The 13,854-nt window shown below is 60.9% G+C and carries 15 protein-coding genes; 4 read left to right on the forward strand and 11 right to left on the reverse strand.

What is annotated here, in order from left to right:
- Positions 1–128 precede the first annotated feature (128 nt).
- The 7 genes from VWZ87_RS17815 to VWZ87_RS17845 form a co-directional block, all read right to left on the reverse strand.
- Positions 129–1,478, reverse strand: coding sequence for a class-II fumarase/aspartase family protein (locus VWZ87_RS17815; protein WP_416536507.1), 1,350 nt, complete (start codon positions 1,476–1,478; stop codon positions 129–131).
- Positions 1,478–2,200 (reverse strand): alpha/beta fold hydrolase, encoded by a 723-nt coding sequence (locus VWZ87_RS17820; RefSeq protein WP_416536508.1) that lies wholly within the window; start codon positions 2,198–2,200, stop codon positions 1,478–1,480. Before VWZ87_RS17820 ends, VWZ87_RS17815 begins: the two co-directional genes overlap by 1 nt.
- Entirely contained in the window at positions 2,193–2,984 is a 792-nt protein-coding gene (gene pcaD / locus VWZ87_RS17825; RefSeq protein WP_416536509.1) for a 3-oxoadipate enol-lactonase, read from the reverse strand. The genes VWZ87_RS17820 and pcaD overlap by 8 nt, the downstream gene beginning before the upstream one ends.
- 96 nt (positions 2,985–3,080) lie before the next feature.
- Positions 3,081–4,283 (reverse strand): endonuclease/exonuclease/phosphatase family protein, encoded by a 1,203-nt coding sequence (locus VWZ87_RS17830; RefSeq protein WP_416536510.1) that lies wholly within the window; start codon positions 4,281–4,283, stop codon positions 3,081–3,083.
- A gap of 52 nt (positions 4,284–4,335) precedes the next feature.
- The gene (locus tag VWZ87_RS17835; protein ID WP_416536511.1) at positions 4,336–5,310 is read right to left on the reverse strand and encodes a threonine ammonia-lyase; all 975 of its coding nucleotides are present in this window, start codon (positions 5,308–5,310) and stop codon (positions 4,336–4,338) included.
- The gene (locus VWZ87_RS17840; RefSeq protein WP_416536549.1) at positions 5,307–6,179 is read right to left on the reverse strand and encodes an alpha/beta fold hydrolase; all 873 of its coding nucleotides are present in this window, start codon (positions 6,177–6,179) and stop codon (positions 5,307–5,309) included. Before VWZ87_RS17840 ends, VWZ87_RS17835 begins: the two co-directional genes overlap by 4 nt.
- 7 nt (positions 6,180–6,186) lie before the next feature.
- Positions 6,187–6,873, reverse strand: a complete 687-nt coding sequence (locus tag VWZ87_RS17845) for a haloacid dehalogenase type II (protein WP_416536512.1) — start codon at positions 6,871–6,873, stop codon at positions 6,187–6,189.
- 198 nt (positions 6,874–7,071) lie between these two features.
- Here VWZ87_RS17845 and VWZ87_RS17850 point away from each other — a divergent pair, with 198 nt between their 5' ends.
- Both VWZ87_RS17850 and VWZ87_RS17855 read left to right on the forward strand, forming a co-directional pair.
- The gene (locus VWZ87_RS17850) at positions 7,072–7,500 is read left to right on the forward strand and encodes an FKBP-type peptidyl-prolyl cis-trans isomerase (protein ID WP_340544413.1); all 429 of its coding nucleotides are present in this window, start codon (positions 7,072–7,074) and stop codon (positions 7,498–7,500) included.
- Between the two features lie 83 nt (positions 7,501–7,583).
- The gene (locus tag VWZ87_RS17855) at positions 7,584–8,657 is read left to right on the forward strand and encodes an NAD(P)H-dependent flavin oxidoreductase (protein WP_416536513.1); all 1,074 of its coding nucleotides are present in this window, start codon (positions 7,584–7,586) and stop codon (positions 8,655–8,657) included.
- 75 nt (positions 8,658–8,732) lie between these two features.
- Here VWZ87_RS17855 and VWZ87_RS17860 read toward each other — a convergent pair whose 3' ends face one another.
- From VWZ87_RS17860 to fabA, 3 genes are read right to left on the reverse strand one after another with little or no spacing between them, the layout of a single operon-like run.
- A complete protein-coding gene (locus VWZ87_RS17860; RefSeq protein WP_340544415.1) occupies positions 8,733–9,524 on the reverse strand; it encodes an enoyl-ACP reductase FabI in 792 nt (263 codons plus the stop codon).
- Positions 9,525–9,530: 6 nt separating this feature from the next.
- The gene (fabB, locus tag VWZ87_RS17865; RefSeq protein WP_416536514.1) at positions 9,531–10,760 is read right to left on the reverse strand and encodes a beta-ketoacyl-ACP synthase I; all 1,230 of its coding nucleotides are present in this window, start codon (positions 10,758–10,760) and stop codon (positions 9,531–9,533) included.
- A 46-nt stretch (positions 10,761–10,806) separates the two neighbouring features.
- Complete coding sequence (fabA, locus tag VWZ87_RS17870; RefSeq protein WP_340544418.1) at positions 10,807–11,316, reverse strand: bifunctional 3-hydroxydecanoyl-ACP dehydratase/trans-2-decenoyl-ACP isomerase; 510 nt, start codon at positions 11,314–11,316, stop codon at positions 10,807–10,809.
- Positions 11,317–11,550: 234 nt separating this feature from the next.
- Here fabA and irrA point away from each other — a divergent pair, with 234 nt between their 5' ends.
- Positions 11,551–11,967, forward strand: coding sequence for an iron response transcriptional regulator IrrA (gene irrA / locus VWZ87_RS17875; RefSeq protein WP_260099685.1), 417 nt, complete (start codon positions 11,551–11,553; stop codon positions 11,965–11,967).
- A 35-nt stretch (positions 11,968–12,002) separates the two neighbouring features.
- Here irrA and VWZ87_RS17880 read toward each other — a convergent pair whose 3' ends face one another.
- A complete protein-coding gene (locus VWZ87_RS17880) occupies positions 12,003–12,902 on the reverse strand; it encodes a LysR family transcriptional regulator (protein WP_416536515.1) in 900 nt (299 codons plus the stop codon).
- Positions 12,903–13,027: 125 nt separating this feature from the next.
- Here VWZ87_RS17880 and VWZ87_RS17885 point away from each other — a divergent pair, with 125 nt between their 5' ends.
- Positions 13,028–13,825: a phytanoyl-CoA dioxygenase family protein gene (locus tag VWZ87_RS17885; protein ID WP_416536516.1), complete on the forward strand. Its 798-nt coding sequence runs from the start codon at positions 13,028–13,030 to the stop codon at positions 13,823–13,825.
- The last annotated feature ends 29 nt before the right edge of the window (positions 13,826–13,854 follow it).

Raw genomic sequence — 13,854 nt, forward strand, 5'->3', positions numbered from 1 at the left:
CCCCTTTTAGTGGTCACGGTGGACCGGGGGAAGCGAGCCCGCAAGCCCGAAACCGTCTGTGACGCGTCGTATCTTGAAGACGAATTGGCGCAGGGGGCAGGGAAACGGTTGCGCCGATCACCGCCGGGTCAGGAGGGATTTCGTCTGGCTTGCAGGGCGGTGACGCTTTTCGCAAATTGCTGTGCCTCTTCCGGGGCAGAGCCAAGTTGCCGTGCTGCGTCAAAGATCGCGGTGTGATCAAGCTCTGGATAATGCGCGACCGTGATCTCCTGCAACGACTTTCCGTCTTGGGCAGCCTTGGCACAGAGCTCCTTGACCATCGCCTGCGCCTCACCGCGCCGCATATGCTCAGCCAGAGCAAAGCTCAACGCTTCGGCATGAATGGTACCGTTGGCAGCGTTCAGATTGTGCCGCATGCGGTCGACATCCGGTGTCAGCCCCCGGGTCATGGAATTGGCAATCCGCACGGCACTGGCGGCGCAGAAAACGGTCTGCGGCAGGCTTAACCATTCGCCGAGCCAGCTTGTGCCGTCCCGTTGGTGCTGATGGCCAGCAGAATGATGCAGGGCCGAGAGCTGGGCGTTTGCCTGCGACGTCAGCGCAACCAATGCGGAGGCGCCTACCGGGTTTTGCTTCTGTGGCATTGTGGATGAGGCGCCGCGACTGCTGATCGCAATCTCATCAATACCGCTCTGACGGAGGGCGAGACAGTCAGTACCCAGTTTGCCCAATGCAACGCAGACCCGGGTAAACCAATCGGCAATACGCAAGACCGGCGTGCGGTCGGTATGCCAGCTGCGACCCGGATCGGCGAGCGACAGACCGGCAGCCAGTTCTGCGCGCAGCTCCGCAACCCGTGGGCCAAGCGCGCCAGAGGTGCCCGCGGCGCCTGAAAGTGACACCAGCAGACAGCTGTCGCGCAACCTTGGCAATTCGTCCAACAGCCTAAGCAGGGGCTGTCCCCAGGCGGCCACGACAGCGCCAAAACTTGTTGGCGTGGCCAGCTGGCCGTAGGTGCGTGCGGCCATCGGCAGGCTGGCATGGGCTTCAGCCAAATCGGAGAGCTGGGCCAGCAGCGCCATCAGATCCCCTTCCACCGCCGCAAGCGCCTGTCGCAGGCGTAGCATCAGCGCGCTGTCCATGATGTCCTGCGAGGTTGCGCCCCAATGAACATACTGTGCATGTTCCGGCGCGCTCATCTCGCTCCGCAGCGCTGCGACCAGACCTGGAACCGGCACGCCGTTCTGCCCAGCCGCGGCAGCCAGTGCCCCAGGATCAAGAGCGACCTCCATCACGGCGCGTCCGATCGCGGCGGCGCTGTCTTCGGGGATAATGCCGACTTTGCCCTGCGCCTTCGCTAGCGCACCTTCGACCAGCAGCATGGCACGGATTTCAGCACTGTCTGAAAATAGCCGGGAGACATCTCCGGCAGGAAAAAGCGCGGCATAGAGCTGACTGTCAAAAAGAGAAGCGGCCATCAGAGATCTTTCACTATGGTTGCCATCACCGTTGCCAGTTGATCGGGCGCGGCAAAGAACGGCGAATGTGACGTGTCGAGATTTTTTATCCGATCAGTGGGCCAATCCGCCACCATTTCTGCCTGATATTCTGGCGGGATGACGCGATCTTGGGTGCATCGAATATAGGCTTTTGGTGTCGCGGCCCATTGTGGACCCAGTTTCACGGGCGTGTCTTGCGGCCTGATCGGCTGCGGTGCCAGTCGCGACAGCGCATAGTCCACCACTGACCTCGGGCAATCGTGGTATAGCAGATCCGGTGCGGCTTCGGGGTCGAAACAGTAGCTTTGCCCGTCCGCGGTTTTCAAAACCTTGCCGATGAGCGGTTGGCTTGGGCCGCGTTTGCGCATGTCGATCATCGACAGGCCATTCTGGGGGACATAGGCGCAAAGGTAAATCAATCCTCGCAGCGGTGGGCCGATATCGGCTGCGGCTGACATCGGGTAGCCGGCCCAGGAATGGCCCACAACGATAGTCTCTGATCGCGCGGCGTCGCGGACAGCGGCTACGGTTTCCTCCAAAGTGACAGCGACTGGATCGCACCCCCGCGCGTTGCCGCCTATACGAGGGCCGGGAAGGTCGATGGTTCGCGCGTTGATCCCGCGTGCTTCCAGTTGAGGCAGGACGTCGCGCCAGCACCACGAACCGTGGCAGGAGCCGTGGACCAGCAGCAGATCAGTCAATATGCCCGAGCTCCCTCAGGAAGGTCACCAAACGGTCGGCAAAGATATCGGGCTTTTCGACACAGGGAAGATGTCCGGCGCGGCGGATCAGCTCGAACCTTGATCCGGGGATTAAATCCACCGTTTCGCGAACCAGATCTGCCGGCGTTGCACCATCATCCGATCCCGCGATGCCCAAGGTTGGCAGGCGCAGGCCGCTGGTTGGGGTGTAAAAATCAGTTCCGGCGATGGCCGCGCAGCAGCCGATATAGCCTTCGACCGATTGCCCAAGCAGCTGGGCGCGCCAATGGGCCAGCTCCGGGGACCTGTAGAAGGCTGGAGCAAACCAGTTCTGCATGATCGTGTCGGCGACCGCATCAAGCCCATCCTGCTTGATCGCATCAATGCGCTGTTGCCATTTGGCGGCGGTGCCAATCTTGGCCGCCGTATTCGAGAGCACCAGTCCGCGTATCAGATCCAGCCGCTTGACGGCCAGCCCCTGCGCGATCATCCCGCCGATCGACAAACCAACAAAAATACAGTCCCGCACCTCCAGATGATCCAGCAGGCGCTCGGCATCGCGTACCAGAGCCCCCATCGAATAGGGAGCGGGCGTGGCCGACGTGCCGCCATGGCCGCGCAGGTCATAGCGAATGATGCGCAGCGACGGCGGCAAGCGCGTCACCACGTCGTCCCAGACATGCAGATCGGTGCCGAGTGAATTGGCGAACACCAGCGCCGGGCCGTCAGGCGTTCCATCCAATTGATAGTTCACCCGGATGTCACCCAGATCTGCAAGCGGCATGGAACTCCTCCTGAGCTTATTCGATGCGCTTCCCTAGCCTGCGTGTTTCAGGACGTAAACCCGATCCTAGCACCGCCATGCGGCTGGATCGCGGCTCTATTCGGCAGTCTCGAGCCGCATATGGGCCATGATTTGCCCATGGTCGGAGGCCAGCTTGTTATAAGGCGCTTCGGGGTGGCTGCCATCAGTAAGGTGGTCGTTGAAGACGCTGAAATATTGCATTTCGCCGATGGCCCCTGTCCATTCGGGATCAAAATGGCGGGACATATAGATCTGATCGATGCTCTGGTGCACGCCTCCGAATGTGGTGGTGTATACCACGTCACGGAGAGATTTCTTGAGAAACAGCTTTTCCGCCGAACGCAGGCGGACCCGGTCGATCATCTCCCGGATCTGACGGTCTTCGTCCGGGTTGTAGCGATCTCCCGAGTGGCGAGCGTCATGCCGCAGCATCCAGGAGTAGTTGCGAAACGGTGTCTCGCCGCTGATGATTTCAGAGCTGACGGCATCCTCGCCATCATTGAAGTCTCCCAGGACCATGACCGGCCGGTCCTGTTCCAGCTCGTCCAGGATGGCGCGGCGCAGAACCCAGGCCTCGGCCATACGCCGCAGAGCTGCCCGCAACGCGCCCATGGCCCGCCCACTGGCATCATAAGCCGTGAGCACGGTTTCGGGCGCATAAGGCGCCCCAAGTGGTGTTATGAACTCGCCCAGTTTCGATTTCAGGTGGCAGTTGAATACGCTGATGATCTGGTTCGCGACGGGAATGCGGGCCTTCATGATCGGTCGAGACAGCCGTCGCAGCGTGTAGTAGCCCGCGTCATCCTCGCCGCCCAGGCAGGCCATCGGGATATCCAGCGGCAGCGGCAGGTCCTGAATAATCTCGACCGGTTCCACAAAACCTGTACGTGACAGAATCGCGAGACCGGGGCGACGCTTGCCCGGAGTGTCGTGGTCATTCGTATTGGCAGCATAGGCCAGCTTGGCATCGGTATAGGGCGTATAGACCAGTTTGCGGAATATGGCCTTGCGGTGATAGCGTTTGGAGCGATCGGGCAGGGTCGCGGCGTTTACCTGTTTGCCACGCCGATCGGTTTCGGCGATCACCTCGCGCAGCGTCGCCTCATCAAAGATTTCCTGAAACCCCACGATATCGGCATCGAGCGTCAGCAGCTGATCGGCCAACCAATCGGATTTCCAAGCATATTCCTCGGGCGTGTAGCTTTGAAACCTGTAGTATTCTTGATCGGGACCGATCAGGTTCTTCACATTGAAGGAGGCGATAGTGAACTCGGTCATAGGGGCACTCCAGGGGCGAAGGGCACCGGATCGACCGGTGCGAGTGTGAAGCCTATCCGAACTTTTGTAGCGCTTCGGCAAAAATGGCGGGGTCGACATTACCACCGGTCGCAATGGCAATCGCGCTCGATCCGTTGAGGTGGTCTGTGTGAAACAAAGCTGCCGCCAGCGAGACAGCACCGCCAGGCTCCAGCACGATTTTGAGCCTCGAATAGGCCAGCGCCATGGCGTGCATGGCCTCGTCTTCGCTGACAGCAATTCCGGAACCGCAGAGCCGTGACAGGATCGGGAAGGTGATTTCGCCGGGTGCAGGCGTGAGAATAGCGTCACAGAGTGAGCCGGCCGTGGTGTCATTGCGACAGATCCGCCCGGCGGCCAGTGACCTGGCAACGTCATCGAACCCCTGCGGTTCACAGGGGCGAACCCGCATTTTTGGCGCAGCGTGTTCCAGCGCCAAGGCAACCCCCGAAGTCAAACCACCACCGCCGCAGCAGACCAGAACATCCGCCTCGGTCACGTCTTGTTCAGCAGCCTGTCGGGCGATTTCCAGACCAACTGTGCCCTGACCGGCGATGACCTCGTCGTCGTCGTAGGGCTTGATCAGGGTGAGGCCGCGAGCCTCTGCCAGCTCTGCCCCAATGGCGTCACGATTATCGGTGGCGCGATTGAACAGCACCACCTCTGCGCCGAGCGCACGGGTGTTGGCGATCTTAATTCTTGGGGCGTCCTGCGGCATCAGGATCACGGCGGGTGTGCCATGGGCGGCCGCCGCTGCGGCCACACCCTGCGCATGATTGCCACTTGAATAAGCAAGCACGCCTTTCTTGCGCTGATCCTGGCTGAGCGCAGACAGCGCGGCCCAGCCCCCCCGGAACTTGAACGATCCGGTATGTTGCAGGCACTCGGCCTTGACCAGTACCCGGCGACCCGCGATGTCGTCCAGAAAGGGGGAGGAGAGGAACGGCGTTTCGCGGGCGTGGCCCCGCAGGCGCTCCGCAGCGGCACTGATTGCGGCAAAGGATGTCATTGGGCGACCTCGAGAATTCGGTGGATAAGGGCAAGCGCCTTGGGTTCGTCCAGAAACGGGACATGGCCGCGATCCGGCACTTCCATGGCGATCAGGTCCGGCAGACGGCGCTGCATGTTCTCGTAGGTCTCAGCCGTCAGAATGTCGGAGTTCGCGCCGCGGATCACGCCGCAGGGCAGACCTTCAAGTGATTGAAACAATGGCCAGAGATCCGGCGCTGGCCCCGCTGCAGCCTGCGCCAAGAGAGCTTCACGCAACCGGGCGTCATAGCGCAGCGCCAAACCCGTCCGGGTCTGCGTGTAAAAAACCTCGGCTTCTTCGCGCCAACGTGTCATCGGCACATCGGGAAACGCTGGCGCCATATGGGTCGCAAGCGCCGAGGCGGCTTCTTCGTGGGTTTTGGCTGCCGGACGATATCCGACATAGGCCATAATCCGGGTGATCCCATCTGCCGGAATTTCTGGCCCGACTTCGTTCAGGATGACACCGGCCAATCGCTCCTTGTGTAGAGCGGCCAGTGCCATCGCCACCAACCCGCCGCGCGAGGTGCCGAGCAGCGTCACGCGATCAATGCCCAGATGGTCCAGCAGCTCGATCACATCCTGCGCCTCGCGCGGGACCGAATAGCTGTGGATATCGTCTGCATATTGAGACCGGCCTCGACCCCGGGCGTCCAGGGTGATCAGGCGATGGCCATGAATATGCGGCCGCAGGTAGCGAAAGTCCTGCCCGTCGCGTGTGAGCCCTGCCAGGCACAATAGGGGTGGGCGGGAAATGGCTGTTGTCTGGGGGCCGAAGTCTGGATCGTCATAGGCCAGCTCCAGCCCGTCAGAGCTGGTAAAATATGAGAGTGCGCGTGGCGTGTTCAGCACGGGTTTATCCCCCCGCCAGGTCAGGGATACTGGCCAGATTCCTCAGCACGTGATGCGGCCTCCACGGCAGGCGATCCATAGGTTCACCACTTCGGTTCACCCAAGCCGTGGTAAACCCGTATCCCGCCGCACCGGCAGCGTCCCAGCCGTTGGAGGACACGAAAAGCACTTCATCGCGCTGGCAGCCAAAGCGTTTGCCGACAAGGTCATAGACCTGCGGGTCCGGTTTAAAGACACCAACGCTTTCGACAGAGAGCACATCGTCCAGCAGGTCGCCGACCCCTGCGGATTGGACGGCTCCGTCCAGCATCTCGGGTGATCCGTTGGAGAGGATTGCGGTCTGCAGGCCCGCAGTCTTGAGGGCGCGCAGCATCTGCGGAACCTCATCATAGGCCTGAAGCTGCCAGTAGAGATCCAGCAGGCGCTTTCGCAGCTGCGGGTCACCGCTCAGGCCGGTGGCCTCCATGGCCCAATCCAACCCGTCCTGGGTGACCTGCCAGAAATCGGCATGTGAGTTTGTGATTACACGCAGCCAAGTGTATTGTAGCTGCTTCAGCCGCCAGTGGTTGGCCAGCTCTGCCCAATGGTCGATCAGATGCGGAAACTCCGGCTCACCTGCAGCTTGCCGTGCGGCCGCTGTCACATCGAACAATGTGCCATAGGCATCAAAGATACAGGTGCTGATTGCCATGGGGCCTCCGGTTCGATGTCCTGCGGTTGTCCCAGCCTAGGCGCAAACGGGGCGCAAATTCCAGCCACAATCATTTCCCGCCGCTCTGCGGACGCCCGGGAACGGTGCGACCGGGGCTGCTTCGGATCATCGGGTTTACATCACGGTGGTGTCCTATACTGTGCGCGCCTTTGTAACGTGAAAGCAACTGGAGGTCCCATGACCGAGGTAAAAAGCGGCGATACCGTACGCATCCACTACACAGGCAAGCTGACAGACGGCAGTGTCTTTGACAGCTCTGAAGGGCGCGAGCCGCTTGAGTTCACCGTCGGCTCTGGTCAGGTTATCGAGGGTATGGACGCCGGTCTGCTCGGCATGGCCGCAGGCGAGACGAAAACGCTCAACATTCCCGCGGATCAGGCCTATGGCCCCAGCCATGACGAGGCGCGGCAGAGCATTCCGCGTGAAGGGATCCCTGATGACATCCCGCTTGAGGTTGGAACACAATTGCAGATGCAGGCTCCGACGGGCGAAGTGCTGCCGGTGACCGTGGTTGAGGTGAGCGAGGCGACTGTGACCCTTGACGCCAATCATCCCCTGGCAGGCAAAGACCTGATCTTTGATATCGAGCTGGTCTCGATCAACTGATCGCATCTGAGGCGGTGCCTCTTGCGCCGCCTCGTCAAACCGGCTCTTTTGCAGCGGGATATGCCGTGGTGAAAGAGGACGGAATGACTGATATTTCTACGTCAGCCGCATTGATGGAACTTCTGGGTATATCCGTGCCGATTCTCCAGTCTCCCATGGCCGGCGTCAGCACGCCCCAGATGGCGGCGGCTGTCAGCAATGCCGGTGGGCTGGGCGCCCTGGGTATCGGAGCGGCAAGCATCGACCAGGCTGAGGAGATGCTGCGTCAAACGGTGGCACTGACTGGCCGACCCTTTAACGTCAATGTGTTCTGCCACCGGCCAGCGCTTGAGGATTCCTCCCGCGAGGCGGCCTGGCTCAGCGCCTTGGCACCGGTGTTTCACAGCTACAATACGGCGCCGCCGGAGGCGCTGCGCGAAATCTACACCAGCTTCTGCGTTGATACCGATATGCAGGAGATGCTGATTGCGCAGCGCCCGGCAGTTGTCAGCTTCCACTTCGGTTTGCCGCCGCAGGGGGTGATCTCGGCTCTGAAGTCAGCCGGCATCATCTTGCTGGCCACAGCAACCTCACTTGCCGAGGCTGCTGTGTTGGCGAGCGCCGGGATCGACGCCATTGTTGCACAGGGGTGGGAGGCCGGAGGCCATAGGGGTATCTTTGATCCGCGCGGCGCGGATCCCAGGCTTGGAACTCTTGAACTGGTCCGTGAACTGGTTACCAACCTGAACCTGCCGGTGATCGCCGCAGGCGGGTTGATGACCGGTGCCGATATTGCAAAGGCGCTGGTAGCAGGTGCCGCTGCTGCGCAGTTGGGCACCGCGTTCATCGCCTGTCCCGAGAGCAGTGCCGATGCGGGCTATCGGGCCGCCTTGCTGGCCGCGGATCCGAAAACAGAGATGACGACGGTAATTTCAGGTCGCCCGGCCCGCTGTCTGAGAAACCGTTTCACCGACCTTGCGCAGAAGCTCGATCCGACGATCATTCCGGATTACCCCATTGCCTATGATGCCGGGAAAGCCCTGAACACTGCGGCGAAGCAGGCTGGCGAGCCCGGATATGGCGCGCAATGGGCCGGACAGGGCGCTGCCGGAGTTCGTGCTATGCCTGCGGCTGATCTCATGCAGCAGCTTCTTTCAGAACTGGCTGCGGAACAGTGATGTCAAGCGGAGACAGCAACAAGAAAGGGCACCCGCTGGGTGCCCTTGGTTCTTGTGACAGGGATTGGCAGCAGGTCAGAGATTGTCCTGCTGCGGCATGCCAAGGACATGAAAACCACCGTCGACGCGGATGATCTCGCCCGTCGTGCAGGCCCCTGCGTCGGAGGCGAGATAGACGGCTGTACCACCAACCGCTTCCAACGTGGCGTTATCGCGCAATGGGGCGTTCTGCGCCGTATGTTTAAACGTCTTGCGGGCACCACCGATGGCGGCCCCTGCCAGGGTTTTCATCGGGCCAGGGGAGATGGCGTTCACACGGATGCCTTCGGGGCCGAGATCATTGGCCAGGTAACGCGTGGCGCTTTCCAATGCCGCCTTTGCGACACCCATCACGTTGTAGTTGGGCACCACTCGGTTCGATCCCTGGTAGGTCAGGGTCAGCAACGTGCCGCCATTGGCCTTCATCAGCGGGTAGGCGCGGCGCGCCACCTCGACAAAGGAATAGGCGGAGATATCCATCGAATTCTTGAAGTTCTCGCGGCTGGTGTCGAGGAAGCGTCCGGTCAGCTCGGTCTTGTCCGAATAGGCGATGGCGTGCACCACGAAGTCGACACTGTCCCAGCGTGCCGCCAATTGCTCGAACGCGGTGTCGAGCGACGCATCATCGGTGACGTCCACATCGACCATAAAGTCGCTGCCAACGCTCTGGGCCAGCGGTTCCAACCGTTTACCAAAGGCTTCACCCTGATAGGTGAATGCCAGTTCGGCCCCCGCATCGGCCATGGCCTTGGCGATGCCCCAAGCGATCGAACGGTCGTTTGCGACCCCCATGATCAGGCCACGTTTGCCCGTCAATACTCCTGACATCCGCCGTTATCCTTTGTATTTGCTCAATACCATTGAGCCATTGGTGCCGCCAAAGCCGAAGCTGTTGGTCATTACGCTGTCAAGGCCCGCGTTTTCCACCAGCTGGGTTGCGACCTCTCCCGGCTCGATGCCCTCGGCCAGCGTGTCGACGTTGATCGACGGCGTGATGAAGTCATTGTCCAGCATCAGAAGGCAGAAGATCGCCTCCAGTGCGCCCGCCGCGCCCTGCGCATGACCGGTCATTGATTTGGTCGAAGAAATCGGCGGCACGTTGCCCGCGCCGAAAACCCGGCGGGCCGCTTCGATCTCGCCGACGTCGCCGACCGGGGTCGAGGTGCCGTGGGCGTTGATATAGTCCACCTTGCGGCCGTCCGGCAGGGATTGCAGGGCCAGACGCATGGCGCGCTCGCCGCCTTCGCCGGAGGGGGCGACCATATCGTGGCCATCGGAGGTGGCGGCAAAGCCGGTCACTTCGGCGTAGATCTTGGCACCGCGCGCCAGGGCGTGATCCAGATCCTCCAGCACGACGATACCGCCGCCACCAGAGATCACGAAACCGTCACGGTCCTGATCAAACGCGCGGGAGGCTTTCTCCGGCGTGTCGTTGTATTTGGACGACATCGCGCCCATCGCATCGAACAGGCACGACAGGGTCCAGTCTAGTTCCTCGCCACCACCGGCGAACATCACATCCTGCTTACCCATCATGATCTGCTCAGCCGCATTGCCGATACAGTGCAGCGAGGTCGAGCAGGCCGAGGTGATCGAGTAGTTGATACCTTTGATTTTGAAGGCTGTGGCCAGATTTGCCGAGATCGTGGAAGACATGCACTTGGGAACGGCAAACGGCCCGATCCGCTTCGTGGCCCCGGTTTTCAGCACGGTCTGATGGGCTGCCAGCATGGCCGATGTGGACGGCCCGCCCGAACCGGCCACCAGACCGGTCCGCTCATTCACCACTTGCTCTTCGGAGAGGCCGGCATCGGCAATTGCCTGGCTCATCGCGATATGGGCATAGGCCGCGCCAGCCCCCATAAAACGCAGGGTACGCTTGTCGACATGGTCAGCAACATTCAGCTTGAGCGTTCCCGCAATTTGGCTGCGAAAGCCATGCTCGACCATTTCGGGGCTGGCCTCGATGCCAGATTTTCCTGCTTTGAGAGAGGCAAGAACCTCTTCGGCATTGTTCCCGATGGACGAGACGATGCCCAGACCGGTGACGACGACGCGACGCATGATGCGTACTCCTATTTCTTGTTCAAGGGGCGGGGAGAGCTGCGGATCAGCTCTCGGAAAGGGCCACCTTCATGTCCTTGACCTGGTAGATAACTTCACCATCGGCTTCCACGATGCCGTCGGCAACCCCCATGGTCAGGCGACGGGTCTGGATCGCTTTGGTGAAATCGATCTTATAGGTCAGCATCTTGCGGTCGGGTCGCACCATCCCAGTCAGTTTCACCTCGCCTACACCCAGCGCATAGCCGCGACCCTGCCAGCCACGCCAGCCCAGGTTGAAGCCAGTGAGCTGCCAGAGGCCGTCAAGACCCAGACATCCGGGCATGATCGGGTTGCCGGGGAAATGACAGTCAAAGAACCACAGGTCAGGCGTGATATCGAACTCGGCCGTAATGTGACCCTTGCCGTGGGCGCCGCCATCGGCCGACACATCGGTGATGCGATCCATCATCAACATGGGAGGGGCGGGCAGCTGTGCGTTGCCAGGGCCGAACAGCTCGCCTCTGGCGCATTTTAGCAAATCGTCTTTGTCAAAGCTGCTGGGGTAATCGGCCATGCTGGCGCTTCTCCTGCCTATGTTATGATCGTGTATCTGGCTCCCTGTAGCACCCGTTTCGACTCTCCTGCAAGGGTTCCGGGTGCCGAGGGCACACCAGCATTCAGCCTGTGGCCTTCAGGTTTTTCAACTGTGACAGTCTACAGATACAGATCGGAGCTACGCAAATTGAATTGAATGCAAGGACCCTTTCGGCCTATAAATGCGGCCAGCAACGCTATGCAGGACCGCTACATGACGCCAACACCAGCAGATATCGCTACCAACTGGCTGGAAACAGCCGGATTGCGCCCGACCCGTCAGCGGGTGGCGCTGGCAGAGTTGTTGGTGGGCGACGGCAAGCATCGCCATGTGACCGCCGAGAGCCTGTTTGACGCGGCAAAGGACAAGGGTGCAGCTGTTTCACTTGCGACGGTCTACAACACGTTGCGCGCCTTTTGCGATGCTGGCGTCTTGCAGGAAATCACAGTCGATGGGTCCAAAAGCTATTTTGACACCAATACGCACGACCACCCCCATTTTTACTGGGAAGACGAGGGGCGTCTGTCGGATGCGCCATCCGATCAGCTGGTGATCAAGAGCCTGCCCGCGGCGCCGCAGGGCGTTGAAATCGCGTCCGTCGACGTTGTGATCCGACTGCGCAAGGTCTGATCGTAGGAACGCCGGGCGCTGCACTCATTTGAGTGCTAGAGTATATCCGTAACCGTTTTCGCCAGAATCTGCTGCGCGGTCTCTATCACGCTGCCTTTTGACGGCGGGCTGTGGCTGATCAGGACCAAGGGCTCCTCTGCCGATGTGTCGCTGATGGGTATCGCGACCAGTGGCTTGCCATCGTAGGAGCGTAAATCGGGGGGCCTGCTGTAGGTGATGCCGATCCCTTCGCCATGGGCGGCCAGGCTGCGCAGCAGCTCGACCGATGCCGCCCGGTGGGCAATTCGGGGCAGCGCGCCAATGGATTTGAACAGGCCAAGCATGTGGCGCACGGACAATCCTTCTTCGGACAGAATCAGGGGCTGTTCGGCCAGATCGGCCAAGGACAGGCGGTCACGATCTGCAAGTGGGTGACCATTGGGCATCAGCGCTACGGGGCCGCGCCGCAACACCTCCTGCCGGACGAAGCTTGCATCCACGCCCAGGTCATAGCTGATCGCCAAGTCGATATTCCCGGCGGTCATCGAGGCCAGCAGCGGTTCAAAGTGATCCGTCCTGTAGCGGATGGCCACACCGGGCAAGCCGATCCGAAGGCGCTGCAGCGCTGGGGCCAACAGAAAGGGAGCCAGATCGGTAAAACATCCCAAGGTCAGCTGCTGGCCGTCGGTTTGATCTATGCCCCGACGTTCCAGCCGCGCGGCCTGATCCAGGAGCGCTTGCGCACGGTCTGCGAACCTGCGACCTTGTGGGGTCAGGATCATGCCGGCCCCGCGACGCCTCAGGAACAGGGGCTCTCCCAGCTGCGCTTCAATCCGGGCAAGCGCTGTGGACAACGCGGGCTGGCTGACATGCACGGCGGCAGCCGCCGCCGACAGGCTGCCGTGCTGAGCGATCGCGCAGACATATTCGTAGTGGCGTAGAGTTAGGTATAACATCAGTTTATTTTCTGCATACTAAGATATTATTTGAGCACGCCGCCCCGCCGGGTGCAACATCGGCCCAAAACGGGTGACTGCAACCAGATGCTGTCACCCGTACTCCCGATACCAAGGATTGATCGATGCCCCATCCCCTCATAGCCCGAGACCATATTGACGATTTCCAACGCGATGGCGTTGTGTTGATCCGCGGTCTCTTCGTCGATCAGGTCGATATTCTGCGCGACGGCGTCGAGGCGAATATGGCGCAGCCCGGCCCCTATGCTTCCAACAATGAAAAACCCGGGCAGACCGGGCGGTTCTTTGATGACTATTGCAATTGGACCCGGATCCCTCAGTTTCAGCAGGCAATCGAACAATCGCCCGTGGCGGAGGTGGCCGCAGATCTGATGCAGTCCAAACGGGTGCAGATGTTCCACGACCACGTGCTGGTGAAAGAGCCGGGCACCTCCATGGCGACGCCCTGGCATCAGGATGGGCCTTATTATTTCGTCGAAGGACAGCAGACCATCAGCTTCTGGTCGCCGCTCGATCCTGTCACGAACGCCTCGCTGCGATGCGTTGCAGGCTCGCACCGCTGGGAGAAGGAGGTGTTGCCAACGCGCTGGGTCTCCGAGGAGGGTTTCTTTGCTGATGAGGGGCAGTACATGCCGGTGCCGGATCCCGATGCCGAAGGCATGACAATCCTGGAGTGGGAGATGCAGCCAGGTGACGCCGTCGCCTTTAATTACCGGACGCTGCACGGCGCCCGCGCCAATACCAGCGAAACCCGTCGCCGCGCCTTTTCGTTGCGTCTGGTCGGGGAGGACGCGCGCTATATTGAACGCCCCGGCCCAACCTCGCCGCCCTATCCGGGTCATGACATGGTGTCGGGTCAGACCCTCCGCGAGGATTGGTTTCCCGTTCTATTGCAGCGCTAAGCTATGACAGGGTCGCGCTGCATTGGCGC

This window comes from Phaeobacter sp. JH20_37, assembly GCF_048056015.1.
GTDB lineage: Bacteria > Pseudomonadota > Alphaproteobacteria > Rhodobacterales > Rhodobacteraceae > Phaeobacter > Phaeobacter bryozoorum.

Excerpts from the sequence above, each read along its gene's own strand:
- VWZ87_RS17815 (WP_416536507.1), bottom strand. The coding sequence starts at position 1,478 with ATGGCCGCTTCTCTTTTTGACAGTCAGCTCTATGCCGCGCTTTTTCCT.
- pcaD (WP_416536509.1), bottom strand. The coding sequence starts at position 2,984 with ATGCCGCTTGCAGATCTGGGTGACATCCGGGTGAACTATCAATTGGAT.
- fabB (WP_416536514.1), bottom strand. The coding sequence starts at position 10,760 with ATGCGTCGCGTCGTCGTCACCGGTCTGGGCATCGTCTCGTCCATCGGG.
- VWZ87_RS17845 (WP_416536512.1), bottom strand. The coding sequence starts at position 6,873 with ATGGCAATCAGCACCTGTATCTTTGATGCCTATGGCACATTGTTCGAT.
- fabA (WP_340544418.1), bottom strand. The coding sequence starts at position 11,316 with ATGGCCGATTACCCCAGCAGCTTTGACAAAGACGATTTGCTAAAATGC.
- irrA (WP_260099685.1), top strand. The coding sequence starts at position 11,551 with ATGACGCCAACACCAGCAGATATCGCTACCAACTGGCTGGAAACAGCC.
- VWZ87_RS17860 (WP_340544415.1), bottom strand. The coding sequence starts at position 9,524 with ATGTCAGGAGTATTGACGGGCAAACGTGGCCTGATCATGGGGGTCGCA.
- VWZ87_RS17835 (WP_416536511.1), bottom strand. The coding sequence starts at position 5,310 with ATGACATCCTTTGCCGCAATCAGTGCCGCTGCGGAGCGCCTGCGGGGC.
- VWZ87_RS17850 (WP_340544413.1), top strand. The coding sequence starts at position 7,072 with ATGACCGAGGTAAAAAGCGGCGATACCGTACGCATCCACTACACAGGC.
- VWZ87_RS17885 (WP_416536516.1), top strand. The coding sequence starts at position 13,028 with ATGCCCCATCCCCTCATAGCCCGAGACCATATTGACGATTTCCAACGC.
- VWZ87_RS17855 (WP_416536513.1), top strand. The coding sequence starts at position 7,584 with ATGACTGATATTTCTACGTCAGCCGCATTGATGGAACTTCTGGGTATA.
- VWZ87_RS17880 (WP_416536515.1), bottom strand. The coding sequence starts at position 12,902 with ATGTTATACCTAACTCTACGCCACTACGAATATGTCTGCGCGATCGCT.
- VWZ87_RS17830 (WP_416536510.1), bottom strand. The coding sequence starts at position 4,283 with ATGACCGAGTTCACTATCGCCTCCTTCAATGTGAAGAACCTGATCGGT.